Annotated in this window: 16 protein-coding genes; 12 read left to right on the plus strand and 4 right to left on the minus strand. The window is 72.6% G+C overall.

All coding sequences use genetic code 11. The features are described from left to right. Nucleotides 1–49: 49 nt before the first annotated feature. Both ACFZP7_RS32225 and ACFZP7_RS32230 read right to left on the minus strand, forming a co-directional pair. A complete protein-coding gene (locus tag ACFZP7_RS32225) occupies nt 50–457 on the minus strand; it encodes a PGPGW domain-containing protein (RefSeq protein WP_019330252.1) in 408 nt (135 codons plus the stop codon). A gap of 208 nt (nt 458–665) precedes the next feature. Then, nucleotides 666–983, minus strand: a complete 318-nt coding sequence (locus tag ACFZP7_RS32230; RefSeq protein WP_385637549.1) for a hypothetical protein — start codon at nt 981–983, stop codon at nt 666–668. 70 nt (nt 984–1053) lie between these two features. On the opposite strand from ACFZP7_RS32230, the gene ACFZP7_RS32235 reads away from it, so the two are divergent. Next, nucleotides 1054–1917 carry a LysR family transcriptional regulator gene (locus tag ACFZP7_RS32235; protein ID WP_385637550.1) on the plus strand — a complete coding sequence of 288 codons (864 nt, stop codon included), beginning with the start codon at nt 1054–1056 and terminating at the stop codon, nt 1915–1917. Nucleotides 1918–1951: 34 nt separating this feature from the next. Then, on the plus strand, nt 1952–2653 hold the full coding sequence (locus ACFZP7_RS32240) for a bleomycin resistance protein (protein WP_385637553.1): 702 nt from the start codon (nt 1952–1954) through the stop codon (nt 2651–2653). A gap of 27 nt (nt 2654–2680) precedes the next feature. Here ACFZP7_RS32240 and ACFZP7_RS32245 read toward each other — a convergent pair whose 3' ends face one another. After that, complete coding sequence (locus ACFZP7_RS32245; protein ID WP_019330249.1) at nt 2681–3628, minus strand: methionyl-tRNA formyltransferase; 948 nt, start codon at nt 3626–3628, stop codon at nt 2681–2683. A 179-nt stretch (nt 3629–3807) separates the two neighbouring features. Here ACFZP7_RS32245 and ACFZP7_RS32250 point away from each other — a divergent pair, with 179 nt between their 5' ends. The 9 genes from ACFZP7_RS32250 (at nt 3808) to ACFZP7_RS32290 (ending at nt 24141) form a co-directional block, all read left to right on the plus strand. Continuing rightward, on the plus strand, nt 3808–5166 hold the full coding sequence (locus ACFZP7_RS32250) for a lysine N(6)-hydroxylase/L-ornithine N(5)-oxygenase family protein (protein ID WP_046248396.1): 1359 nt from the start codon (nt 3808–3810) through the stop codon (nt 5164–5166). 11 nt (nt 5167–5177) lie between these two features. After that, nucleotides 5178–6236, plus strand: a complete 1059-nt coding sequence (locus ACFZP7_RS32255; RefSeq protein WP_385637556.1) for a FecCD family ABC transporter permease — start codon at nt 5178–5180, stop codon at nt 6234–6236. Nucleotides 6237–6247: 11 nt separating this feature from the next. Next, nucleotides 6248–7315, plus strand: coding sequence for a FecCD family ABC transporter permease (locus tag ACFZP7_RS32260; protein ID WP_385637559.1), 1068 nt, complete (start codon nt 6248–6250; stop codon nt 7313–7315). A gap of 38 nt (nt 7316–7353) precedes the next feature. Continuing rightward, nucleotides 7354–8211: an ABC transporter ATP-binding protein gene (locus ACFZP7_RS32265; RefSeq protein ID WP_031015130.1), complete on the plus strand. Its 858-nt coding sequence runs from the start codon at nt 7354–7356 to the stop codon at nt 8209–8211. 92 nt (nt 8212–8303) lie between these two features. Beyond that, complete coding sequence (locus ACFZP7_RS32270; protein ID WP_385637562.1) at nt 8304–9365, plus strand: iron-siderophore ABC transporter substrate-binding protein; 1062 nt, start codon at nt 8304–8306, stop codon at nt 9363–9365. Beyond that, nucleotides 9362–11158 (plus strand): ABC transporter ATP-binding protein, encoded by a 1797-nt coding sequence (locus ACFZP7_RS32275; protein ID WP_385637565.1) that lies wholly within the window; start codon nt 9362–9364, stop codon nt 11156–11158. Before ACFZP7_RS32270 ends, ACFZP7_RS32275 begins: the two co-directional genes overlap by 4 nt. A 61-nt stretch (nt 11159–11219) precedes the next feature. Further along, a complete protein-coding gene (locus tag ACFZP7_RS32280; RefSeq protein WP_385637567.1) occupies nt 11220–22235 on the plus strand; it encodes an amino acid adenylation domain-containing protein in 11016 nt (3671 codons plus the stop codon). Continuing rightward, nucleotides 22222–23922 (plus strand): ABC transporter ATP-binding protein, encoded by a 1701-nt coding sequence (locus ACFZP7_RS32285; RefSeq protein WP_385637570.1) that lies wholly within the window; start codon nt 22222–22224, stop codon nt 23920–23922. Before ACFZP7_RS32280 ends, ACFZP7_RS32285 begins: the two co-directional genes overlap by 14 nt. A gap of 141 nt (nt 23923–24063) precedes the next feature. Continuing rightward, entirely contained in the window at nt 24064–24141 is a 78-nt protein-coding gene (locus ACFZP7_RS32290) for a 50S ribosomal protein bL37 (protein WP_370443954.1), read from the plus strand. Nucleotides 24142–24225: 84 nt separating this feature from the next. On the opposite strand, the gene ACFZP7_RS32295 is transcribed toward ACFZP7_RS32290, so the two are convergent. After that, nucleotides 24226–25341: an alpha/beta hydrolase-fold protein gene (locus ACFZP7_RS32295; RefSeq protein ID WP_385637573.1), complete on the minus strand. Its 1116-nt coding sequence runs from the start codon at nt 25339–25341 to the stop codon at nt 24226–24228. Nucleotides 25342–25430: 89 nt separating this feature from the next. Here ACFZP7_RS32295 and ACFZP7_RS32300 point away from each other — a divergent pair, with 89 nt between their 5' ends. Further along, on the plus strand, nt 25431–25643 hold the full coding sequence (locus ACFZP7_RS32300; RefSeq protein WP_029394448.1) for an MbtH family protein: 213 nt from the start codon (nt 25431–25433) through the stop codon (nt 25641–25643).

The raw sequence follows: 25643 nt of genomic DNA on the forward strand, positions 1-25643 counted from the left end.
CGCCGTCGCGCGGCGTCCGGCGCCCTCTGCCCCGGGGTGGTGCCCGCGCTCAGTCGCGACGGCCCGCGCGGACGCGGCGGTGGCTCCAGGCGAGCAGGGCGAACAGGACGATGCCGGAGACGATCAGGCTCGCCCCGGTGGTCCATCCGGAGTACGGCAACCGGGGGACGAGGCCCCAGGCCACACCCGCGCCGACGAGGCACAGCCCGGCGGTGACGGAGCCGGCGATCCGCCACGGCGAGGACACGCTCTCCTCGGCCGCGCGCATCGCCTGCCGTCGGACGGGGCCGACGAACCGGTCCAGCGCGGGGACGGCGCGCGACAGCAGCACCATTCCGGCGAACACGAGCAGCAGACCGGGCCCGGGCAGCACCAGCAGGGCCAGGCCGACGGCCACCAGTACGGCACCGAGGGAGCCCAGGACCGTCCGCCGGACCGCTTCGACGCTTCGCGCCATGTCGCCGCACCTCTCCGGAACCGGTCGGAGTTCCCGTTCGCCTAGGTGTGTCCCACCTTAGGCAGCCACCGGGGCCCGGGCGATTCCTTCCGGCGGGCAGGCCGGCCCCATGAATCATGCGGAAGCGCGGACCCCCGGGAGACAACGGCTTTCTGCCTCGCGGTGCGGCCCCGGGCGGGCCGGGTGCCTGCTTGCCGAACGTGTCGCGTCATGCCCCGGTCTCGTGGTTCACCCACGCCACCTTGTAGGGGTGACGTGCCTGCCAGGTGTGGATCACTTCGCCTGCGCCCGGCGCGGCGAACATGGTCGCGAGGTCTTCGACGGTGTCGACGCCGAACTCCAGCACTGCGGTGGCGATGAACGCCGGGATCGCCTCTTCGCCGGCGACCGGGACATGGCGCCGTGCGGAGTACCTCCGCACGACTCCGGTCTCCTTCATGGACTTTTCGATATCGGACAGGAACTGATCGAGGTCCGCGTCGGAGATGTGGTTCTCGAAGGACACGAGCATGGTGTGCGTGAACATGCTTCAACCCAAACACTCTTCAGATGACGGCGTCCAATACCAGTCGAACGCACACTGATAACCTGCGGGCATGGATGAGCTGGAGGTGCGAGAGCTCCGATACTTCGTGGCCGTCGCAGAAGAGCTTCACTTCGGTCGCGCGGCCTCGCGCCTGCGCATCGCGCAGCCCGCACTGTCGAAGGCGATCCAGCGCGTCGAGGGTCGCCTGGGCGTGCAGCTGTTCATCCGGACCAGCCGGAGCGTCAAACTCACAGCCGCCGGTGCGGTACTGCTCGAGCAGGGCCGGCACGCGTTGAACGCCATGGCCGTCGCCGTGCAGAGCACCCGGCGGGCGGCCGAGTCCGGGCCGCTGCGCCTCGTCCTGAAGCCGGGAGGCGACGCCGGGCTGCTCTCCGGGCTGCTCGCGGAGTATGCGAACACTCCCGACGCCGGACAGGTGGACATCATGTTCCACGCCGGTCCGCGACGAGCAGACCTCGTGCGTGACGGGCGAGCCGACGCCGCTTTGCTGTACGCACCCTTCGACGACCTCACCGGCCTCACGACCAGAACGCTCCACGTCGAGGATCGTGTCGCGGTGCTGCCCGAAGGCCATCGTCTGGCCGGACTCACCAGCATCAGCTACGCGGATCTCGAAGGAGAGACCTTCCCTCGTTGGCGTGGCGTATCCGATGAGAGAGCCGACGGGCCGGAGCTGAACGACGTCGCCGAACTGATTCCGATGGTCAGAATCGGACGAGTCGTCGCAGTCCTTCCTCGCTCACTGGTCACCCCGACACCGCCCGGTACGGCCTGTGTCCCCGTCGCCGACGCCGGGCCGAGCTCCATCGTCATCGGGTGCAACGAGCACGACCACCGCGACTCCCTCGCCGCCCTCATGGAAGCGGCGGCAACGGCGAACGGCAGGGCCCAGAGCGTGTCTCGGCGGGCCTGACCCTCTCTGGTCAAATTTGACTACACTGGGAGGCATGGCCGAGAAGACGATCCCGATCCTGCCGTGCCGAACCCTCCAGCCCGTCCTCGACTTCTACACCGCCCTCGGATTCGAGGTGACGTACCGGCAGAAGAGCCCCAACCCGTACGCCGTCGTGGAGCGCGGCGGCATCGAGTTGCAGTTCTTCGCGGTCAGGCAGCACGAGCCGGCCGCCTCGCTCGGCACCTGCTACGTCCTCACCGACGATGTGGACGGGCTCCACGCCTCCTTCCGGGCGGGGCTCAAGGCGGCGTACGGCAGGATCCCCACGCGCGGGCTGCCGCGCATCGGGCCGCTCCGGGACATGGCGTACGGGGTACGGCAGTTCCTCGTGTCCGACCCGGGCGGCAACTGTGTCCGGGTCGGACAGCCCCTCGACGCCGGCCCGCGGGACGCGCGTGCGCCCGAGGAGACCTTCGCCCGCGCTCTGCATCACGCCCTCCTCCTCGCGGACTCGAAGGACGACCCGGCGGGCGCCGCCAAGGTCGTCGACCGGGTGCTGCGCCTCGACGACGAGCGGCCCACGCCGGTGCAACTGGTCCGGCTCCTCGTGCTGCGGGCGGACGTGGCCGGGCGGCTCGGCGACGACGGCACCAAGGCGGCGGCGCTCGCCCGGGCGGCCGCCGTCCGACTCACCGCCGTGGAGCGGGAGTCGGCCGGCGACGACCTCGCGCGCCTGGCGGAGCTGCGCGGCTGACGCCCGGTCCGGCACCGGGGAGTCAGGTCAGGGGTGGCTGGTCAGGTAGCCCCCCATGGAGGTGAAGTACTCCGTCGCGGGCAGCTCGCGGCCGTCCTCGGTCCGGACCCGGGTGATGGCCAGTCCGTGGTTGCGTCCGGTGCGCGCGTCGGCGCCGGCCACGATCACGACCCCGTCGCCCTCGCGGTAGAAGACGCGGCCGGGGGTGCCGCCGTAACGGCCCTGCGACACCACGGCGGCGAGCACTTCGAGCCGCTTGCCCCGGTGGAAGGTGAAGGCGCTGGGGTAGGGGTCGGACTGGGCCCGGACCAGGCGCTCCAGGTCCTCGGCCGGCCAGCTCCAGTCGATCCGGATGTCCTCGGTGGACCGCTTGTGGAAGAAGCTCGCCAGCGACCGGTCCTGCTTGGTGAACTCGGTTCGGCCGGAGGCGATGAGATCGAGCGCGCCGATGGTGACCGGGGCGATGAGGTCGACGGTCTTGTGGAAGAGGTCGGTGGCGGTGTCCGTCGGCCCGACCGGCACCGCCTCCTGGCGGACGATGTCACCGGCGTCCAGCTCGTCGTTCATCATGTGCGCGGTGACGCCCACCTCGGACTCTCCGTTGATCAGTGCCCAGATCAGCGGCGAGAAGCCGGCGTACTTCGGGAGCAGCGAGTCGTGCACGTTCAGCGTCCCGTGGCGCGGCAGGCCGAAGATGCGCGGCGGGATCCAGGTCCGCCAGTTGTTCGCCACGATGATGTCCGGGTCGGCCTCCTTGAGGCGGGAGAACAGCTCCTCGTCGTCCGGACGGTTGCGGATCAGCACCGGGACGCCGTGCTCCTCGGCGAGGTCGGCGACGGAATCGCTCCAGATCTTCTCGTACGCGTGCTCGCTCTTGGGGTGCGTCACGACCAGCACCACGTCGTGCTCGGAGTCCAGCAGGGCTTGCAGGGTGCGATGCCCCCAGGTCTGGTAGCCGAACATGACGACCCGCATGGGGTTCCTCCTCGAGGCAGGGGACGGCCCGGGCAGTAAAGCAAGGCTTACCTTAGTCCACAACAACCTTGTCGGACACCCCAGTTGGCGGCGCAGGTCTCCCGGTTCGCCCTATCGACAGCCTCACAGCATTAGCTTAGGCTCACCTAAGTTTTCGGCGGCCGCAGGATGGGAGTGACATGTCACAGGTTCTTCCTGATGACGCAACACTGGTCCACGACCTCATTGGCATCGGCTTCGGGCCGTCCAATGTCGCCATGGCGATCGCACTGAGCGAGCACAACGCACGCGCCGACGGGCAGGAAGCGGTCAGCGCCCACTTCTTCGAGCAGCAGCCGCGCTTCGGCTGGCACCGGGGCATGCTGATCGACGACGCGACCATGCAGGTGTCCTTCCTCAAGGACCTGGTGACCCTGCGGAACCCGGCGAGCGAGTTCAGTTTCCTGTGCTACCTCCAGAGCAGAGGACGGCTGATCGACTTCATCAACCACAAGAACCTCTTCCCGCTGCGGGTCGAGTTCCACGACTACTTCGAGTGGGCCGCCGCCAAGGTCGACGACCTGGTCTCCTACGGCCACGAGGTCGTCGGGGTCGCCCCCGTCGAGCGGGACGGGACCGTGCAGCACCTGGAGGTGACGGTCCGTTCGGGGGAGGGGCTGGAGGTGCACCGGGCCCGCAACCTCGTCATCGGCACCGGACTGCGACCGCTCCTGCCCGAGGGCGTCGAGCGGGGCGACCGCGTCTGGCACAACTCCGAACTGCTCGCCAAGGTCGACGCGTTGGAGGGCACCTCGCCCTCCCGGTTCGTCGTCGTCGGCGCCGGGCAGAGCGCCGCGGAGAACGTCGCCTACCTGCACCGCCGCTTCCCCGACGCCGAGGTGTGCGCGGTGTTCGCCCGCTACGGCTACAGCCCCGCCGACGACAGCGGCTTCGCCAACCGGATCTTCGACCCCGCGGCCGTGGACGAGTACTTCGCCGCGCCGGCCGGCGTCAAACGGCGGCTGATGGACTACCACGGCAACACCAACTACTCCGTGGTCGACATCGACCTGATCGACGACCTGTACCGGGAGATGTACCGGGAGAAGGTCCTCGGCACCGAGCGGCTGCGCTTCCTCAACGTGTCCCGGCTCACCGACGTCAAGGAGACACCGGAGAAGGTCCGGGCCACCGTGACCTCCCTCGTCACCGGCGAGGAGACGCTCCTGGACGCGGACGTCGTGGTGTTCGCCACCGGCTACAGCCCGGCCGACCCCCTCGGCCTGCTCGGCGAGGTCGCGGACCGCTGCCTTCGCGACGACGACGGCCTGGTCCGGGTCGAGCGGGACTACCGTCTCGCCACCGACCCCGGCCTGCGCTGCGGGATCTACCTCCAGGGCGGCACGGAGCACACCCACGGCATCACGTCGTCCCTGCTGTCCAACACGGCGATCAGGGTCGGGGAGATCCTGGACTCGCTCCTCGGCCGGGGCACCCGGTCCTCCGGCGCGGACACCGCCCGGACGGTCGCTGACGGGACCGGCAGCGCGGCGCGTTAGTGTACGTCGCCATGACCACGACTGCGGCCCGGAGCGCGGCGCCCCCGGGCACAACACAGCCCCGCCGCAAGCGTGTTGTGGGTCTGGGTGTGCTCGCCGTCCTCCTGGTGGCCGCGTCGGCCGCGTCCCTGGCGGTCGGCGCGCGCGCCCTGAGCCCCGTCGACGTGTGGCACGGGCTGCTCGCGGAGCCCGGCTCCGACCAGCGGCTCACCGAGATCAGGCTCATCGTGCAGACCGTGCGGGTCCCCCGCACGGTGCTCGCGGTCGTCGCGGGCCTGGCCCTCGGGGTCGGGGGCGCGCTGATCCAGGGATACACGCGCAACCCGATCGCCGACACCGGGCTGCTGGGCGTGAACTCCGGTGCCTCGTTCGCCGTGGTGACGGGGATCGCGCTGTTCGGGTTCACCAGCCCCTACCAGTACGTCTGGTTCGGCTTCCTGGGAGCCGCCCTCGCCGGTGTCGTCGTCTTCGGGCTGGCCAGCATCGGCCGGGGCGCCGGCAACCCGCTGACGCTCGCCCTGGCCGGCCAGGGGGTCACCGTGTTCCTCGCGGCGATGACCACCGCCGTCGCCCTGTCGGACAAGGAGTCGCTGAACGCGCTGCGGTTCTGGAACGCGGGCTCGGTGGCCGGAGTCCGGTTCGACGTGATCTGGCCGGTCGCCGGGTTCGTCGCGGTCGGCCTGCTGCTGGCCCTGTCCACGCTGCCCGCGATCAACCTGCTCAACCTGGGCGACGACGTGGCGAGGGGGCTCGGCCTGAACATCGCCCGGAGCCGGACCGTCGGCATCGTCGCCGTGACCCTGCTGGCGGGCGCGGCGACGGCCGCCTGCGGCCCGATCGCGTTCCTCGGGCTGATGGTGGCCCATGTGGCCCGCCGTCTGACCGGTCCGGACTACCGGTGGCTGGTGCCGTACGCGGGGCTGCTGGGGGCCGTCGTGCTGCTGGTCTGCGACATCGTGGGGCGCCTGGTGGTACGGCCGGGCGAGCTGGACGCCGGCATCGTCGTCTCCCTCCTCGGCGCCCCCTTCTTCGCAATCCTGGTGTGGCGTGGAAAGTTCAAGAGCGCGTGAACGGGGCGGACGTGAGAACGGATCAGACGGCCACGAGGCCGTCCCTGACGCCGGGTGTGCGGCTCGGCGGCGTGTCGTTCGTCTGGCGGCCGTGGCTGGCCGGCGTGACGCTGCTGCTGGCGGCGGGGGCCTTCCTGCTGTTCTGCCTGTCCATCGGCGTCGGGGACTTCCCCATCGCCCTGCCCCGGGTGGTCGCCACCGTCTTCGGCCGGGGAGAGCAGGTCGACGAGTTCGTCATCATGGACCTGCGGATGCCGCGGGCGCTGGCCGGTCTCGTGGTCGGCGTCGCGCTCGGGGTGTCCGGGGCGATCACCCAGTCCGTCGCGCGCAATCCGCTGGCCAGCCCCGACGTACTGGGCATCACCAGCGGTGCGAGCGCGGTCGCGGTCTTCCTGGTGACCGTCTCGGGCGGCACCGCCGCGGCGATCACCGACTCCGTGGGCCTGTCGGCGGCGGCGCTCGCGGGCGGGCTCGGCACCGGCCTGCTGGTGTACTTCCTGGCCTGGCGGCGGGGTATCGACGGCTTCCGGCTCGTCCTCATCGGCATCTCGGTGACCGCCATGATGCAGGCCATCACGACCTGGCTGCTGGTCACCGCCGACATCAGGGACGTGGCCAGGGCCCAGGCGTGGCTGGTCGGCTCGCTGGACGACCGGTCCTGGAACGAGGTGTCGCTCGCCCTGTGGTGCACGCTCGCCCTGCTGGCCGTCGTGTCGTGCGTCGCCTTCCAGTTCAAGCCCCTGCACTTCGGCGACGAGATAGCCGCGGGCCTCGGTGTCCGGTACGCGGCGGTGCGGGCCGTGCTGCTGCTGTGCGCGGTGCTGCTGGCCGGCGCGGCGGTGAGCGCGGCGGGACCGGTCCCCTTCGTGGCGCTGGTCGCGCCGCAGGTGGCGATGCGTCTGGGCCGGCATCCCACGCCGCCCATGGCGGCCTCCGCTCTGGTGGGGGCCCTGCTGCTGATCGGTTCGGACCTGATCGCCCGGGCGGTGCTGCCGGTCTCCCTCCCGGTCGGTGTCGTCACCGCCGCGATCGGCGGCCCCTTCCTGGTCTATCTGCTGGTGCGGGCGAACCGCGGATAGCTGGTACAAAGTAAGGCGAGCCTAAACAAGGGGGCCCTGTGGTCGTTCAGTCCATCACCGGAGTGAAGCCCGGCACCGACGGTGCCTCGCGGCTGGCGGCCAGGGGCGTCACGGTCGGGTACGGCACCCGGACCGTCATCGACGGCCTCGACGTGGCCGTCCCGCCCGGCGTGGTCACCACGATCATCGGCCCCAACGGCTGCGGGAAGTCGACGCTGCTGCGCACGCTGTCGCGGCTGCTGAAGCCGACCGGCGGAAAGGTCGTGCTGGACGGAGACGACATCGCCAGGCTCCGGACCAGGGACGTGGCGAAGAAGCTCGGCCTGCTGCCGCAGGCACCGGTGGCGCCGGAGGGGCTGACGGTCTCCGACCTGGTCGCCAGGGGCCGCCATCCGCACCAGAGCTGGCTGCGGCAGTGGTCGTCGGACGACGCGGACGTGGTGGCGCGGGCGCTGGCCATGACCGGCGTGTCCGACCTCGCCGACCGCCCGGTCGACTCGCTGTCGGGCGGTCAGCGCCAGCGCGTCTGGATCTCCATGACCCTGGCGCAGGGCACCGACCTGCTCCTCCTGGACGAGCCGACCACCTATCTGGACCTCGCGCACGCGATCGACGTCCTGGACCTGGTCGACGACCTGCACGAGTCGGGGTGCACGGTCGTCATGGTGCTGCACGACCTCAACCTGGCCACGCGCTACAGCGACAACCTCGTCGTGATGCGCGAGGGGTCGATCCTCGCCCAGGGGCATCCACGGGACGTCATCACCGCCGAACTGCTGCACGAGGCCTTCGGGTTGCGGGCCAAGGTGATCGAGGACCCGGTGGGCGACCGGCCGTTGATCGTGCCGATAGGTCGAACGCACGTCGAACTCGACCGGCTCGCACCGGAGTTGTAGTGGTGAGGGTAGGCTAACCTCACTTCGGCGCGGTAAGGTTTGCTGCCCTCAGACGGGGCGCAGTGGACAGCGCGACAGCAAGGGATCCCCGGATGCTCTTCCAGAGAACGACGCGTATCAGGCCCTGGCGACGACTGGCGGCGGCCCTGTCCGCCGCCGCCCTCGGGGTCGGCCTCCTCGCAGGATGCGGTTCCGAGTCCGACGACTCCGCCGACCGGGCGGGCGGCGACTCCCCGGCCGCCGGCGGCGCCTTCCCGGTCACCGTGGAGCACGCGTTCGGCACCACGAAGGTCACCGAGGCTCCCGAGCGGGTCGTCACCGTCGGCTACACGGACGACCAGACCGTCCTGGCGTTCGGCATCAAGCCGGTCGGCATGGTGGACCAGTACCCGAACCCGGCCGGCCAGAGCCCCGACATCAACACCCAGTGGCCCTGGGTGAAGGACGAATGGGGCGACACCCGGCCCGAGGTCGTCATGAAGAACGGCGACGACGGCCCCAACTACGAGAAGATCGCCGCCCTGCGCCCCGACCTGATCGTCGCGGTGTACTCCGAGATCGACCAGGCCGGTTACGACAAGCTGTCCAAGATCGCCCCGACGGTCGCGCGCACCAAGGCCGAGAAGGAGCCCTTCAGCGCGCCCTGGCAGGACAACGCGCTGCACATCGCCAAGGCGGTCGGCAAGGCCGAGGAGGGCGAGAAGAAGGTCGCCGACATCCAGGCCAAGCTCGACACCGCCAAGAAGGAGCACCCCGAGTTCGCGAACCAGACCGCGGTGGTGCTGTCCTGGTACGAGAAGTCGGTGGCCCCCTTCACCTCCACCGACGTGCGCGGACGCCTCGTGACGGGCCTCGGCTTCAAGTACCAGACGGAGATCGACGAGGTCGCGGGCGGTGACTTCTACACGACGCTCTCCCCGGAGCGGGTCGACCTGGTCGACGTGGACCGCGTCTTCGTCATCAACGACCAGGCGGACCAGGACGCGCTGAAGAAGTTCGAGCTGTTCACCAACCTGAACGCGGTGAAGAACGGCAAGGTGTCGTACCTGCTCGACAGCGAGGGACCGGCGGTCGGCGCGGCCATCTCCCAGGGCACGCTGCTGTCCATGCCGTACGCCATCGACGAACTGGTCGAGGCGGCCGGTCAGGGGTGAGCCGCACCGAGACGCGCGTCGCCCCGGCGATCCTGCGCACGGCGACCGGCCGCGAGGCCGCCCGGTGGGTCGGGACCCACTGCCGTCGGGCGCCCTGGCTGACGACCGCCACCGTGCTCACCACGGTGGCGGGGGCGGCCCTCCAGGTGCTCCCGGTGCTGCTCCTCGGCCGGGTGGTCGACGCCGTGGTGGCGGGCGAGTCGCAGTCGGTCCTGGTCACGATCGGGACCCTCATGGGGGCCGCCGCGCTGCTCGGCGCGGCGGCCACCGCGGCGTCCACCTACCTGATCGGCAGGCTCGGCGCCGACCTGCTCGCCAGGCTGCGGGAAGGAGCCGTCCGGGCCGTCCTCTCCATGCCCAGCACCCGAGTCGAGCAGGTCGGCCGCGGGGACGTGCTCTCCCGGGTGGGTGACGACGTGGCCGTCATCTCCAAGGGCATCCGCACCGCCGTCCCCACGGTGTTCTCGGCGGGCGTCCTCGTGGTCATCGCCACGGCCGGCATGTTCGGACTGGACTGGCGGCTCGGTCTCGCGGGAGCCGGCGCGCTGCCCGCCTACGCGCTCGCCCTGCGCTGGTACCTGCCCCGGTCCGCGCCGCTCTACCAGAGGCAGCGCCGCGCGCAGGCCGACCGGGCGCAGGCCCTGATCAGCGGTCTCGACGGCATCGACACGGTCCGCGCGTACCGGCTCGAGGACGCCTTCCGCGAGCAGGTCACCCGCGAGTCCTGGCGGGTGCGCGACCTGGGCATCGAGGTGTTCCGCTTCTTCGGCCGGTTCGTCGGGAGGGAGAACCGCGCCGAGTTCATCGGACTGACCCTGATCATCGTGGTGGGGTACGCCCTGCTGGAGGCCGATGCCGCGACCCTGGGCGAGGTGTCGGCGGCGCCGCTGCTGTTCCACCGGCTGTTCACCCCGCTCGGCGCCATCATGTTCACCTTCGACGAGGCGCAGAAGTCGGGCGCCAGCCTCACCCGGCTGGTCGGGGTGCTGGGGGAGGGGGCGGCGGACCGCCTGGTCGGCGACGCGTCCGTCACGGCGGCGCAGGACGGGCCGCACCCGGTGACGGTGAAGGGGCTGACGTACCGCTACCCCGGCGCCCAGGAGCCGGTGCTGCGGGACGTGTCCCTGACCATCCCGTCCGGCGGCTCGCTCGCCCTGGTCGGGGCGACCGGCGCGGGGAAGTCCACCCTGGCCGCGCTGATCGCGGGCATCGGCACTCCCGAGGCCGGATCGGTGCGGGTCGGGGCGACCGACCTCGCCCGTCTCGACGAGGCCGGGGCACGCGCCCTGGTCAGCATCCTGACCCAGGAGACACACGTCTTCTCCGGTCCCCTCGCCGACGACCTGCGGCTCGCCGCGCGGGAGGCGACCGACGCCGAACTCATGGACGCCCTGCGCACGGTGGGGGCCGACGCGTGGGTCGACGCGCTGCCCGAGGGGCTGCGCACGGTGGTGGGCGAGGGCGGAGAGCGCCTCGACGTCACCAAGGTCGCCCAGATCGCCCTGGCCCGGCTGGTGCTGAGCCGGTCGCCGGTGGTGGTGCTGGACGAGTCGACGGCGGAGGCGGGCAGCGAGGGCGCCGCCGGACTGGAGCGGGCCGTGCTGGCCGCCTGCGCCGGGCGCACCACCCTCTTCGTGGCACACCGGCTGACCCAGGCGATGGCGGCCGACCGGATCGCGGTGCTGGACGCGGGACGGGTCGTGGAGGAGGGCACCCACGAGGAGCTGGTGGCCCTCGGCGGCCGGTACGCACGGCTGTGGCGAGCCTGGCGGGAGGGCAGCCAGGCGGCCTAGTTAGGTAACCCTAAGTCAGGCTAGCCTGCCTTCATTCCTTGGAAGGGGCGTTGAGTCTTCGATGATGGAACCGAGCGCTCGTCACATACGGCTTACTCCCGAGCAACTGGCCGGCATCCGCCGCCGCACCGGTGACTTCTCCGACCGCACCATCGCCGAGGCGTGCGCCGTCGGTCTGTCCTACTGGGCGACGGGCCGCAGCCCCGACGGCATCGACCTCTCGCCGGGCACCCTGTTCCCGGACGTACTGGGCTGGGTCGACAACGGCGGCCGCGGCGACGCGGCTTCACACGCCGGCACCGACGACACTTCCGTCGCCCTGCCCGAGGGCGCCGCACCGGACGAGGCGCGGCTCGCCCTGGACGACCTCGCCGACTTCCCCGACCGGCCCCTCGGCACCATCGCACCGGTCGGTGCCGCGGCACGGCGCGAGGAACTGGCCCGGTGGAACGACACCGGCGCCGACCGCGTACGCCCGACCCTGATGGAGCTGTTCCGCGAGCAGGCACGGACCAGGCCGGACGCCCTCGCCGTCGTCGACGAACACCGTGCCCTGACCTACCGCGAGGTCGCCGCGCTCTCCGCCCAGCTGGCCCACCGCCTGCGCCGGCTCGGACTCACCGCCGAGCAGGTGGTCGGCATCTCCCTGGAACGCTCCGCCGACATGGTCGTCGGGCTGCTCGGCGTGCTCCAGGCCGGCTGCGCGTTCGTACCGCTGGACCCGCACTGGCCGGCCGCGCGCCGGGCCGTCGTCGTCGAGGACGCCCGCGTCGCCGTACAGCTCAACGCGCGAGGGGAGCGGCCCGACGGCGAACCGGCCGCGGTGGCCGTGGACCTCGCCGACTGGGGACACGGCACACTGCCCGCCGAGGCACCGGACATCACCGTCCCCGGCGACGCACTGGCCTACGTCATCTTCACCTCGGGCTCGACCGGACGCCCCAAGGGCGCCATGATCCGGCACGAGGCGATCAGCGAGCGCCTGCTGTGGCAGGTCCACGAGATCCTGGGCTTCGGCCCCGACGACGCGTCACTGTTCAAGGCGCCGCTGTCCTTCGACATCTCCGTCAACGAGATCTTCCTGCCGCTGGTGTGCGGCGGCAGGCTCGTCGTGCTGCGGCCCGGCGGCGAGCGCGATCCGCACCATCTGCTGGGCGTCATCGCCGAACAGCGCGTCACCTTCACCTACCTCGTGTCGTCCATGCTCGACGTGCTGCTGGAGATCGCGGGCGACTCCGGACGCCTGGACAGCCTCCGGCACGTCTGGTGCGGCGGCGAGGTGCTGACCCCGGAACTCTACGAACGGTTCCGCACCCGGCTCGACATCCCCATGTACCACGGCTACGGGCCCGCCGAGACGACGATCGGCGTCTCCCACGTCATCTACCGGGGCGCCGCCGAACGCCTGTCGACGTCGATCGGCCGGGCCAACCCGAACACCCAGTTGTACGTGCTCGACGACGAGCTGCGCCCGGTCCCGGTCGGGGTCGGCGGCGAACTGTACGTCGGCGGCTTCCTCCTGGGCCGGGGATATGTGAACGCGCCCGGCCTGACGGCGTCCCGGTTCGTGGCCAACCCCTTCGCCGACGACGGGTCCCGGCTCTACCGCACCGGCGACCTCGCCCGCTTCACCCCCGACGGTTCACTGGACTTCCTCGGCCGGGCCGACAACCAGATCAAGATCCGCGGGATGCGGCTGGAGATCGAGGACGTCGAGGTCGGCCTCGCCGAGCACCCCGGTGTCCGGCACACCTGCGTCGTCGCCAAGAAGAACGCGGCGGGCGGCACCTACCTCGTGGGCTACGTGATCCCGGCCGCCGGGCACGACGCGCTGCGGGCCGCCGACGTCAAGGCGTGGGCCGGCGAGCACATGGTGGAGTACATGGTGCCCGCCCACATCGTGGTGCTGGGCGCCTTCCCGCTCACCGCCAACGGCAAGCTCGACCGCAACGCGCTGCCCGAACCCGAGATCGCCACGGCCTCGGCCGTGCCGCCCGCCACCGAGAAGGAACGCGCGGTGTGCGACGCCGTCGCGGCACTGCTGCGCCTGGACCGCGTCGGCGTCGACCAGGACTTCTTCCAGCTCGGCGGCGACAGCATCCTCGCGATCTCGCTCCTCGGCGCGCTCCGCGAGGCGGGCCTGCACGTCACGCCGCGGCAGATCCTCACGCACAGCACCCTGGGGGCGCTCGCCGCGGTGGCCGGCCGCGAGGACACGGCGTTCGTCGACCACCGCGACGTGGCGACCGGCCCCGTGGTCGGCTCGCCCGTCGTGCAGTGGCTCGGCGAGACCACCGACGCCATCGACGGCTTCGTGCAGTCCGTGGTCCTCAACACCCCGCCGGAGCTGACCGCGGCCGGCCTGGACCGGATCCTGGCCGCCCTCGTCGCCCGGCACGACATGCTGCGCGCCCGACTGGTGCGCGGCGAGCGCTGGAGCTTCGACATCCCGGAGGCGGACGGCACCGCGCCCCGGTGGCAGGAGAGCGACCGGCCGCTCGACGCGTGCGTGGCCCTCGCCATCGACGCGCTGGACCCGGACGGCGGCGCCATGCTGAGCGCCGTCTGGCGGCGCGCGGCCGGGCAACTCGTCCTCGCCGCCCACCACGTGGTGATCGACGGCGTGTCCTGGCGGATCGTCATGGACGACCTCGCCACCGCCTGGCGCCGGCACACCCGCGGCGAAGCGGTCGAACTACCCGCGGTCGGCACGTCGTTCCGGCGCTGGACCCAACTGCTGGAACGCGCCGCCTTCGACGCCGACAGCGCGTACTACCGCCGGCCCCTGCCCGGCCCCGACCTGCCGCTCGGCAGACGGGCACCGGACGAGAACGACACCGTCGCCCGCGAACGCCTGCGGACCGTGTCGGTGGGGCCCGAGGTCACGGCCGCGCTGCTGGGTGAGACACCCGCGAAGTTCCACGCGGGCGTCAACGACGTCCTGCTGACCGCGCTCGCCGTCGCCCTCGCCCGCCGGCGACGCGACCTGGGACAGGACCAGACCTTCGCGCACATCGAACTCGAGGGCCACGGCCGCGAGCCGCAGTTCGTGGCGCCGACCGCCGGCTTCGAACCGGAACTCTCGCGGACCGTCGGCTGGTTCACCACGCTCTTCCCGGTGACCGTGGACCCGGGAGCAGCCGCCGACCCCACGGACCCCCGGTACCTGACCGCCGCGCTCAAGGCGGTCAAGGAGGACCTGGCCCGGGTGCCCGACCGCGGCGTCTCCTACGGCGCCCTGCGCCACCTGGCCGGCAGCGAGTTCGACGTCCCCGCACCCCAGGTGCTCTTCAACTACCTCGGCCGCTTCGAGGCCGGCGCGCACGGCCCCTGGCAACTCACCGACACCACCGGGCAACTGGGCGAGCGGCGCGACCCCCGGATGCGCCTGCCGCGCGCCCTGGAGTTCAACGCGATCGCCGAACCCGCACCGGCCGGAGGCTACGCACTGGCGACCACCCTCTCCTGGCCCGAGGGGGTGTTCACCGAGGAGGACATCGACACCCTCGGCGCCTACTACGTCCAGGCGCTCACCGGGCTGGCCGCACTCGAACACGGCGGCCACTCGCCCAGCGACTTCGCCCCGCTGCCGCTCACCCAGGCCGACGTGGACGCCCTCGACGGCCCGGCGCTGCGGGACGTCCTCCCCCTGACCCCGCTCCAGGAGGGCCTGTACTTCCACTCCGTCTACGACGACGCCTCGACGGGCAGCTACGTCGAGCAGCAACTGCTCACCCTGAAGGGAGAGGTGGACGCCGACCGGCTCGCGGCCGCCGCCACCCGCCTGCTCACCCTCTTCCCGAACCTGGCCGCCCGCTTCGTACCCCTCGCCGACGGCCGGGTGGTCTCCGTACTGGAGGACGGCGCGCAGGCGCCCTTCACCGTCCTGGACCGTCCCGGCGTCACCGCCGACGAGATCCGCGAACTCGCCGAGCGGGACCGCCTCGCCGGCTTCGACCTGGCCACCGGACCGCTGATGCGGTTCACGCTCGTCCGCGGCGGCACCGACGGGGACGTCCTGGTGCAGACCGTCCACCACATTGTCGCCGACGGCTGGTCGGTGATGCCCATGCTCCGCGCGCTGCTGGCCGAGTACCACGCTCCGGGATCGGCGCACCCGCTCGGCGGCTTCGCCGACCACGTCCGCCGGCTCGCCCGCCGCGACGCCGCCGCCGACGAACGGGTCTGGCGCGAGCAACTGGCCGGACTCGCCGGTCCGTCGCTGGTCGCCGAGGGCCACACCCCCTCCGACCGGTTCGCCGACACCGCGCTGGAACCGGCGGACGACCTCGACGCGGCCGTCCGCGCGGCCGGCGTACCGCTGAGCGTGGCCGTGCACAGCGCCTGGGCCGTCACCCTCGGCGGCATCCTGCGCCGCACGGACGTGGTGTTCGGGTCCACGGTGTCCGGACGGGACGCCGACCTGCCCGGCGTCGAGGACATGGTGGGCCTGTTCATCAACACCGTCCCGCTGCGCGCCCGCTGGTCTCCCACCACGACGGCACGGGACCTGCTCGCCTCGGTCAGGGAACACCAGAGCGCGGTCCTCGCGCACCAGCACGTCTCCCTGTCCGCACTCGCCCGCGCGGCCGGCACCGGCACCCTCTTCGACACCCTGGTGGTCTTCGACGTGGCCGCCGACATCGAGGACCTGCGCGGGCCCGACGACACCCTGGTGATCACCCGTGTCGAGAACGAGGGAGCGCCCCACTACCCGTTGACGCTGGTGGCGGAGCGCACGGCCGACGGTCGCCCGCGCTTCAATCTGATCTACGACGGCCGCCTCCTGCGGGAGACGAGCGCCCGGGACATCCTGTGCAGGTTCCTGCGGACCCTCACCGGCCTCCTCACCCGGCCGGACGCCCCGGTCGGCGACCTGGCCTCCGACGACTCGCGACGCCCCGAACCGGTCAGCCGGACCACCCTGCCCGAGTTGTTCGACGCCGCCGCGCGCCGAGACCCCGCCGCCGTCGCCGTCACCCAGTGCCGCCTCGACGGCACCACCCGTTCCCTGACCTACGGCGAACTCGCCGCCAGCAAGGAGGACTTGGCGCGGGTCCTGCGCGCCGCCGGTGCCGGGCCCGGCGCGCTGGTCGCCGTCGCCGTCCCGCCCTCCCTCGAACAGGCCGTCGCACTGGTCGCGACCGTCAGCGCGGGCGCCGCGTACCTGCCCCTCGATCCGGCCTACCCCGACGACCGACTGGAGTACGTCCTCGCCGACGCGGCCCCGCGGGTCGTCCTGGTCGAGGCGGAGCAGCACGACCGGCTCACCCGGCTGCTGTCCCGGGCCGGCGTGCGGGCGCGGGTACTGGTCCAGGGGGACGCGCCGCGGGCGGCCGCCGACGGACCGGGCGTCGGACCGGGCGTCGGACCGGAGTGGCACGACCCCGCCTACGTGATCTACACCTCCGGGTCGACCGGCAGGCCCAAGGGCGTCGTCGTCCCGCACTCCAGCGTCGTGACGCTGCTCGCCGACACCCAGCCCGACATGGGCTTCGGACCCGACGACGTCTGGGTCCAGTTCCACTCGTTCTCCTTCGACTTCGCCGTCTGGGAGCTGTGGGGCGCGCTGGCGCACGGCGGTGAACTGCTGGTGCCGGAGTACGGGCTGACGCGTTCCCCGGTCGACTTCCACCGGCTGGTGGCCGACCGCGGCGTCACCGTGCTCAACCAGACGCCGTCGGCGTTCCACCGCTTCATGGAGGCCGACCGGCGGTCCGGGCGAGCGCTGCCCGCACTGCGTCGCGTCATCTTCGGCGGCGAGGCACTGGACCCGGGACGACTGCGGGACTGGGTCGCCCGGCACGGCACCGACCGCCCCGAACTGGTCAACATGTACGGCATCACCGAGACCACGGTGCACGTCACCCGGCGGGTGCTGACCGACGTGGACTTCGCCACCGGTGACGAGGTCAGCCCGATCGGCGAGCCGCTGCCCGGCCTGGTCACCCACCTGCTCGACGACCGGCTCCGCCCGGTCCCGCCGGGGGAGGAGGGCGCCGTCTACGTCGCGGGCGACCAGGTGTCGCTCGGCTACCTCGGGCGCCCCGCACTCACCGCCGCGCGGTTCGTGGCGAACCCGTTCACGGGAGACGGGTCGCGGATGTACCACACCGGCGATCTGGCCCGCCGGACGCTCGACGGCGAGCTGGAGTTCATCGGCCGCGTCGACGACCAGGTCCAGCTCAAGGGGTTCCGCATCGAACTCGGCGAGGTGGAGTCCGCGATCCGGGAACTCGACGGCGTGCGCGACGCGGCCGTCACCGTGGCGGACGGCGGTGACCACCTCGTCGCCCACGTCGTGGGCCGCGCACCCGGCGATCTCGCCGAGGTCCTGTCGGCCAGACTGCCCGCGTACATGGTGCCGGGCCGGGTGCTGCCCCTGGACGCCCTGCCGCTGACGGTCAACGGCAAACTGGACCGCGAGGCCCTGCGCGCACGCGCGGCACGCGACGACCACGGCGGCCCCCCGCCGGCCACGGACGGCGACCCCGGCGCGAGCGCGCTGGCCGGTTTGGTGGAGGTCTTCACCGAGGCGCTGCCCGGCGCCGCCGTCGACGCCGACACCGACTTCTTCCGCGCCGGAGGCGACAGCATCGTCGCCATCACCGTGGTCAACCGGTCCCGGGCCCTGGGCGTACCGGTCACCCCCAAGGACGTGTTCCTCCACCGGACCCCGCGCGCGCTCGCCGCGGAACTGGCGACACGGATGGCCGCGGGCCGGCCCGCCGCGGCGAGCGTGTCCGTCCGCCCGGCGGACGGCCCGCTGCCGCCGACGCCCATCATCCTGCGCCAGCGGGAACTGGGCGGCTCGCTCGCCCGGTTCGCCCAGGCCAGGGCGGTGCCGGCACCCGAGGGCGCCGGGTTCGCCGACGCCGAACGCGCGGCGCGCGCCGTCGTCGCGGCGCACCCGGCGTTGCGGCTGCGGCTGCGCGTCGACCACGGGGTGTGGTCCCTGGCCACCGAACCCGCCCGCACGGTCACCGTCGAGCGGGTGGACTCCGCCGCGACGACCGCGACGGCTGGGACGACCGGGACGACCGGGACAACCGCGGCGACCGGGACAACCGCGGCGACCGCGGCGACCGCGGCGACCGCGGCGACCGTGGCGGACGAGGCGGCCGGCCGCCTCGATCCGGAGGCCGGGCGGGTCGTCGCGTTCTCCTGGCTGGAGGCGAGCCGGACCCTGGTCGTCACCGCCCACCACCTGGCCGTCGACTCGGTGTCCTGGCTGATCCTGATCGACGACCTGACCGCCGCCATGCGCGGGGAATCCCCGGCCGCGCCGACCACCTCCTACGCCGAGTACGCGGAGGCACTCGCCTCCGGCGCCGGCCGTACCGCCGAGGACCTCGGCCACTGGATCACCACCCTCCAGGCACCCGCGCCGCTCCCCACCCACGGCACACGGCGCACGGTCACGGCCGTGCTCGCCCCCGCCCCGAGCGACCGCCTGACCCGCACGGCACCCGCCGCACTCGGCGTCGGCATCACCGAACTGCTCTGCGGCGCGCTGCGCGTCGCGCTCACCCGCGTCCAGGCCGTGCCCACCGATCTCGCGATCGACCTGGAGCGGCACGGCCGCGTCCCGGCACGGGAGCACCACGACTACACCCGTACCGTCGGCTGGTTCACCGCCGTGGCCCCCGTGCGGCTCACCGCGCACGCCGATCCGGTGGCGGCCGCCCGCGAAGCCGGGGCCCGCACGCCCGACGAGGACGCCCACACCGCCTACGGCCGGCTCCGGTACCTCGACCCGCAGACGGCGCCGCTGCTGACCGCCCGCCCCCAGGTGCTGTTCAACTACCTCGGCCGGGGCGGCGAGTCACGCGCCCTGCGCCTCACCCCGGGCGACCAGGGCAGCCCGTACGCCGTCGAGGTGAACGCCTGGACCGACGACGCCACCGGCGCCCTGCACGCGGCCTTCACCCTCGCCGAGGGCGTCCCCGACGCGATCACCGCACACTGGCGCGACGCGCTCACCCGGCTCGCGGACGCCGCCACGACGACCGCACGCACGGCGCCCGTCACGCCGCTCCAGCGCGGTCTGTACTTCCAGGCCCAACTGGCGGGGCCGGCCGGGCACTACGTCGCGCAGAGCTGGTTCACCTTCGACCGGCGCCTCGACCCGGGCGCACTGTCCGAGGCGATGGCGCACGTGATCGCGCGGCACCCCGCCGTCGGCGCCGGCTTCGCCACCGACGAGGACGGCCGTCCGGTGCAGGTCCTCACGGCCGGCCGGCGGGTGACCGTCCGCACGGTCGAGGCGGCGACGGAAGCGGAGGTCGAGGCCCTGCGGACGCGGGACCGGAACACAGGATTCGACCCGGCGGAGCCACCCCTGGTCCGGCTCACCGTGGTGCGCCTGTCCGACGACCGCGACGGTCTGCTGCTCAGCTACCACCTGCTGCTGTGGGACGGCTGGTCACGGGAGATCGTGCTGCGGGACCTGTTCGACGCCTACCGGGCCGTCCGCGCGGGCGAGTCACCGACCCCCGTCCCGGCCACCCCGAGCTTCGAGGACCACGCCCGGGCACTCGCCGCCGAGGACCCCGCCGTCGCCGAGGCGTTCTGGGCGCGGCACCTGTCCGGCCTGTCCGGGCCCACACTGCTCGCCGGACCGGCGCCCGCCCTGAGCGACGACCTGCCGCGGGCCCTGACGCACACCCTGTCCACCGAGCGTTCCGACCGGCTGCGGGCCGCCGCCAGGACACACGGCGTCACCCTGAACTCCGTGCTGACCGGCGCCTTCGGGCTGCTGCTCGGCGCGCACACCGGCCGCGAGGACGCCGTGTTCGGCGTCACCGTCTCCGGCCGGGAGGGCGAGGGCCTCTCCGGCATCGTCGGCGTCCTGCTGAACACCGTGCCGATGTGGACGAGGCCGCGGCCGGGCGACACCGTCCGTGCGTACCTGACGGGCGTGCAGAAGTCCCGGGTCGAGGCCATGGAGCACGAACACCTGGGGCTCGGCGAGATCCAGCGCGCCGCCGGCCACGACACCCTCTTCGACAACCTGTTCGTGCTCCAGAACTTCCTGGACCTCGACGCCCTCGCCGAGCTGAACGCCGAGCACGGCATCACCTCGGTACGGGCCGACGACTCCACGCACTACCCGTTCACCTGGGTCGTCACCCCCGGCGAACGGCTCACCGTCAAGCTGGAGTACCGCGACCACGACACCGCGCGCGCCCGCCGCCTCCTCGACGACTACCTCCGCGTGCTCGACGACCTGGCCCGCTCGACGGGACCGATCGGCGCACTGCCGGGTGCGGGAGCCGCGCCGGCGCCCACCGGCCGCACGCACCTCGGGACGGACACCGTCGTCGACCGGTTCGACCTGGCCGCGGACCGCGCCCCGCAACGGGTGGCGCTCGTCGCCCACGGATCGGCCCTGACCTTCGCCGAGCTGAGGGACCGCAGCCGCGAGGTGGCCGGTGTGCTCGCCCGGCGCGGCATCGGACCCGAGACGACCGTGGGGATCGCCGTCCCGCGCTCCCTGGACTCGATCGTCGCGCTCTTCGCCGTACTGCGCGTCGGCGCCGCGTACGTCCCCCTGGAACTGGACCACCCCGACGAGCGGATCGCCGCGATCGTCGCGGACGCCCGCCCGGAGGTCGTCCTCACCGTGAGCGCCGTCTCGCCCCGCCTCACCGGGGAGCTGATCGAGCTGGACCGCCCCCTGCCCGAGGCCGAACCGTTCACGACGTTCGACCCCGACGACCCCCACCGGCTGCGGCACCCCGCGTACACGATCTACACCTCCGGTTCGACCGGGAAGCCCAAGGGCGTGGTGACCGAGTACGCCGGACTCACCAACATGCTCGTCAACCACCAGCGGCGGATCTTCGAACCGGTGCTGGCCGAGCACGGCCACCGGGTGTTCCGGATCGCCCACACGGTGTCCTTCGCGTTCGACATGTCGTGGGAGGAGCTGTTGTGGCTCGCCGACGGCCACGAGGTGCACATCTGCGACGAGGAACTGCGCCGCGACGCCCCCCGGCTGGCCGCCTACTGCCGGGAGCACGGGATCGACGTCGTCAACGTCACCCCGACCTACGCGCAGCAACTGGTCGCCGAGGGCCTGCTCGACGACCCGGCGCGCAGGCCCGCGCTGGTGCTGCTCGGCGGCGAGGCCGTCACCCCGGCCCTGTGGCAGCGGCTCGCGCGGACCGAGGGGACGGTCGGCTACAACCTGTACGGGCCCACCGAGTACACCATCAACACCCTCGGCGTCGGCACCTTCGAGTGCCAGGACCCGGTGGTGGGGGTGCCGATCGACAACACGGACGTGTACGTCCTGGACCCGTGGCTGCGGCCGCTGCCCGACGGGGTGCCCGGCGAGCTGTACGTTTCCGGCATCGGTATCGCGCGCGGCTACCTCGGGCAGCCCGCGCAGACCGCGCACCGTTTCGTCGCCTGCCCCTTCGGGGCGCCGGGCGAACGGATGTACCGCACCGGGGACCTGGTGGTCCGGCGGCCCGACGGCAACCTGACGTATCTGGGCCGCACCGACCAGCAGGTCAAGATCCGGGGTCACCGGGTCGAACTCGGCGAGGTCGAGGCGGTGTTCGCGGCGCATCCGGCGGTGCGGTTCGTCGCCGCGGTGGCCCAGCCCGATCCGCAGGTCGACGGCGCGTACCGGCTCGCCGCGTACCTGGTGCTGGACGGTGCCGACCTGGCGCGGGTCGCCGCCGAAGTCGGCGCCGGGCTGCCGGACTTCCTGCGCCCGACGCACTACGCGCGGGTCGACGCCATCCCGTTGACGGTGAACGGGAAGGCCGACACCAAGGCGCTGCCCGAGGCCAAGCCGCTGGGCGCGCTGACCACGGCGGGGGAGCGCGGGCCGGCGACGGAGACGGAGGCCACGGTCTGCGAGTTCTTCGCCGAGGCACTGGACCTGGACGACGACGAGGTGAGCGCGGTGAGCGACTTCGTGTCCCTCGGCGGACACTCCATGCTGGCGGTGCGGCTGACCGGGCTGCTCCGCCGGGAGTACGGTCCAGTGATCACGATCCGCGATCTGTTCACCCTGCGAACCCCGGAAGCGATTGCCCGCCACCTCGATGACAACTGCTAAGAAGAAGCGGCCCCGCCCGGGGTCCGACATCCTGCGGACCGCGCTGCGCCGCAACACGGGCGCCATGGCCGGGGGCACCGTCCTCATGGGCCTGTACCAGGCCGGTGAGACCGCCTTCCCGATCGCCCTCGGCCTGATCGTCGAACACACCATGCGGGACCGGAGCCTCGGCTCGCTCGGCGTGTCGATCGCCGCCCTCGCGGTGATCATCACGACGGTGTCGCTGTCGTGGCGGTTCGGGATGCGCGTGCTGCAGAAGGCCAACACGACCGAGGCGCACCGCTGGCGCGTCCGGGTGGCCGAGTGCGGACTCCAGCCCGTCGCCAGGGACGTCGATCTCAAGTCCGGCGAGGTGCTGACCATCGCCACCGAGGACGCCGACCAGACCGCCGACATCATCGAGGTGGTGCCGCTGCTGATCAGCTCGCTTGTCGCGGTGCTGGTCGCGTCCGTCGCACTCGGCCTGGCCGACCCGCGGCTCGGCGTGCTGGTGATCGCCGGCACGGTCGCGATCCTGACGGTGCTGAGCGTGATGTCGAGGAGGATCGGCTCCGGCACCCGTGAACAGCAGGCCCGGGTGGCGCGGGCGGGCGCCAAGGTCGCCGACCTGATCATCGGCCTGCGCCCGTTGCACGGCTTCGGCGGCAACCACGCGGCGTTCCGGTCCTACCGGAAGGTCAGCGCGGAGGCGCGGCACCAGTCCGTCACCGTTGCCAGGGCGAACGGCGCCTACGCGGGCGCCGCGCTCGCCCTCAACGCGGTGCTCGCCGCCGCCGTGACCCTCACGGCCGGGTGGCTGGCGTTCGAGGGGCGGATCACCATCGGCGAACTCGTCATGGCGGTGGGGCTGGCGCAGTTCATCATGGAACCGCTCAAGCTGTTCTCCGAGATGCCGAAGTACGTGATGATCGCGCGTGCCTCCGCCGAGCGGATGGCACTGGTGCTGAACGCCCCGCCGGTGACGGTCCCGGGGTCCGGCCGGCCGGCCGCGGGCGGCGGGCTGGAGATCGACTGCGTGCGCCACGGGGCCCTGCGCGAGCTGAAGTTCCATGTCGCGGCGGGAGAGTTCGTGGCGATCGCGGCCTACCAGCCGCGCGCCGCGGCCGACCTCGCGGCGGTGCTCGCCCTGCGGGTGCCGCCCGGCGCCTACGAGGGGGTGGTGCGCGTCGGAGGCCGGGACCTGGCGGACCTGTCGGTCGAGGCGGTCCGCGAGCATCTGCTGGTCAACCCGTACGACGGGGAGATCTTCGCGGGCACCCTGCGGACCAACATCGACCCGTCGGGCACCGGCCGGTCGGTCACCGCGGCCGTCGAGGCGTCCATGCTGACCGATGTCGTCGCGCTGCACCCGGACGGCCTCGACCACCCCGTCCGGGACCGGGGAGCGAACCTGTCCGGCGGACAGCGCCAGCGTCTCTCGCTGGCCCGGGCCCTCGCCGCCGACACCGAGGTCCTCGTGCTGCGCGACCCGACGACGGCAGTGGACGCCGTCACCGAGCAGCTCATCGCGCGCAACGTCGCCGCGCTGCGCCGGGGCCGCACCACCCTCGTGATCACCAGCAGCCCCGCACTCCTGGATGTCGCCGACCGCGTCCTCGTTCTGGACGACGGCGTCGTCACGGCCGAGGACACGCACCGCAACCTCCTGGCCACCGACGAGGGCTACTGCCGCGCGGTGGCCCGGTGACCCCGGAGGCGGTGCCGGGCGCCACCTGTTTGCCTTCGTTTCATGTGTTTGCGTTCGCGTCGGTGGGAAAGGGGCTCTGTGATCACCGGTGGTGACGATCCGGTGCACCACGTCCGCAACGCAAGGAACAGGGAGGTTTAGATGTCCTCGAAGCGACGTCGCAAGAAGAAGGCCCGCCGCAAGAACGGCGCCAACCACGGCAGCCGTCCGCAGAGCTGAGGACGGCCCGCGCTCCGGGCGGGTGGCCCAGGCCGCCCGCCCGAGGGCCGGCGCGGCACCGCCCGTCCCCTCGGCGCCCGGTGTTCAGTCCGCCGCGCGGCCGCCGGGCCGGTTCAGCGCCCAGGCGACGTCGCGGAGCAGCGCGTGCCGCCATCCCGCCCGGTCGTGGTCCGACGGCGACCGCGTGACCCGCACCGTCGCCCCGGCTCGCTCCGTCAGGCTCTCCACCAGCTCGCAGTGCGGCAGCATCCGCCGCTCGTGCTCTCCCACGTCGAAGGCGATCCGCGCTCCGTACAGATCCGGCTCTTGTCGCAGCAGCTCGGCGAGGGTGCCGCCGACCGGACCGCCCAGCGGGTCGGCCAGGTCCGCCGCGCCAGGCGTCCACCAGCACGACGCCGACTGGCAGGCGACCCGCGACACCAGCTCCGGGAACCGCAGCGCCGCGTAGAGGGCGCTCAGGCCGCCGAGGCTCTGCCCCGCGACCACCAGCCTTCCCGGGTCGGCGGGCACCCCGCACTCCGCCACCAGCGGCAGCAGGTCGTCCCGGACCGCCTCCCACAGTTCGGGCCGGCAGCCGAACTCCGCGACGCGGTCCTTGGCCGGCAGGAACACCAGGGTGACCGGCGGCAGGTCACCACCGGCGACCGCCGACTCGAAGGCGGACGCCGCCGGATGCAGGTACAGCCAGTCGTCCCCGTCGAGCAGCAGCACCACCGGCCCGCCGCCGCCCACCGGGTGGACCCGCACGGTACGCCGCCCGCCGGGACGCCCACCGGCCCAGCGCAACCGGGTACGGGGCAGCGGCAGGACGTCCGAGGGGGCGATGTCCGGCCAGTGCGGCTGGGCCTCGGCGTCCGGAGTCGCCGCGATGGACCGCTCGCCGCCCGCGCCCACCGGGTTCAGCGGGTCGGCACAGGGCGCGCCGTCCACGACGAAGCGGTACGTCACCCGCAGCCGTGCGGGCATCCGCACCTCGGCGTACCAGCAGTCCGTCGACCCCCACCGCCGCAACGGGACCGGCTTCGACCAGCTCTCGAAGTCGATGCTCGACGCCTCGGACCCGCGCCGCAGGAACAGCGTCCTCCAGCCGTCGCCGTCGGGCACCGCCACCGGTGCGCTCGCGGTCGCCCAGAAACCGTCGGTGCCGGGCACACCGCGCAGTCCGTACGCGGTGAAGGCCCCTTCGCCCACCAGTGCCATCGACGTCTCCTTGTGGAGCGGAAAGCGACAAAGCTAAGCTCGATCACGATTTAGGCGAGCCTAACCTAATGCACCGGGAGGCCACGCGCATGAGCACCAACCCCTTCGACGACACCGACGGCCGATTCCTCGTCCTCGTCAACGACGAGGGCCAGCACTCGCTCTGGCCGTCCTTCGCCCGGGTACCGGGGGGATGGACGACCGTGTTCGGGGAGGACTCCCGCGACGCCTGCCTGGCGTACGTCGAGGCCAACTGGACGGATCTGCGCCCCCGTTCCCTCGTCCGCGCCACGGACGCCTGA

The sequence above is a fragment of the Streptomyces sp. SudanB5_2050 genome, assembly GCF_964272335.1.
Taxonomy (GTDB): domain Bacteria; phylum Actinomycetota; class Actinomycetes; order Streptomycetales; family Streptomycetaceae; genus Streptomyces; species Streptomyces rochei.

Bases quoted from the DNA above. Each gene is read 5' to 3' on its own strand.
- ACFZP7_RS32230 (WP_385637549.1), bottom strand. From the start codon at position 983: ATGTTCACGCACACCATGCTCGTGTCCTTCGAGAACCACATCTCCGAC.
- ACFZP7_RS32245 (WP_019330249.1), bottom strand. From the start codon at position 3,628: ATGCGGGTCGTCATGTTCGGCTACCAGACCTGGGGGCATCGCACCCTG.
- ACFZP7_RS32250 (WP_046248396.1), top strand. From the start codon at position 3,808: ATGTCACAGGTTCTTCCTGATGACGCAACACTGGTCCACGACCTCATT.
- ACFZP7_RS32285 (WP_385637570.1), top strand. From the start codon at position 22,222: ATGACAACTGCTAAGAAGAAGCGGCCCCGCCCGGGGTCCGACATCCTG.
- ACFZP7_RS32270 (WP_385637562.1), top strand. From the start codon at position 8,304: ATGCTCTTCCAGAGAACGACGCGTATCAGGCCCTGGCGACGACTGGCG.
- ACFZP7_RS32225 (WP_019330252.1), bottom strand. From the start codon at position 457: ATGGCGCGAAGCGTCGAAGCGGTCCGGCGGACGGTCCTGGGCTCCCTC.
- ACFZP7_RS32240 (WP_385637553.1), top strand. From the start codon at position 1,952: ATGGCCGAGAAGACGATCCCGATCCTGCCGTGCCGAACCCTCCAGCCC.
- ACFZP7_RS32300 (WP_029394448.1), top strand. From the start codon at position 25,431: ATGAGCACCAACCCCTTCGACGACACCGACGGCCGATTCCTCGTCCTC.
- ACFZP7_RS32290 (WP_370443954.1), top strand. From the start codon at position 24,064: ATGTCCTCGAAGCGACGTCGCAAGAAGAAGGCCCGCCGCAAGAACGGC.
- ACFZP7_RS32235 (WP_385637550.1), top strand. From the start codon at position 1,054: ATGGATGAGCTGGAGGTGCGAGAGCTCCGATACTTCGTGGCCGTCGCA.
- ACFZP7_RS32280 (WP_385637567.1), top strand. From the start codon at position 11,220: ATGATGGAACCGAGCGCTCGTCACATACGGCTTACTCCCGAGCAACTG.
- ACFZP7_RS32255 (WP_385637556.1), top strand. From the start codon at position 5,178: ATGACCACGACTGCGGCCCGGAGCGCGGCGCCCCCGGGCACAACACAG.
- ACFZP7_RS32295 (WP_385637573.1), bottom strand. From the start codon at position 25,341: ATGGCACTGGTGGGCGAAGGGGCCTTCACCGCGTACGGACTGCGCGGT.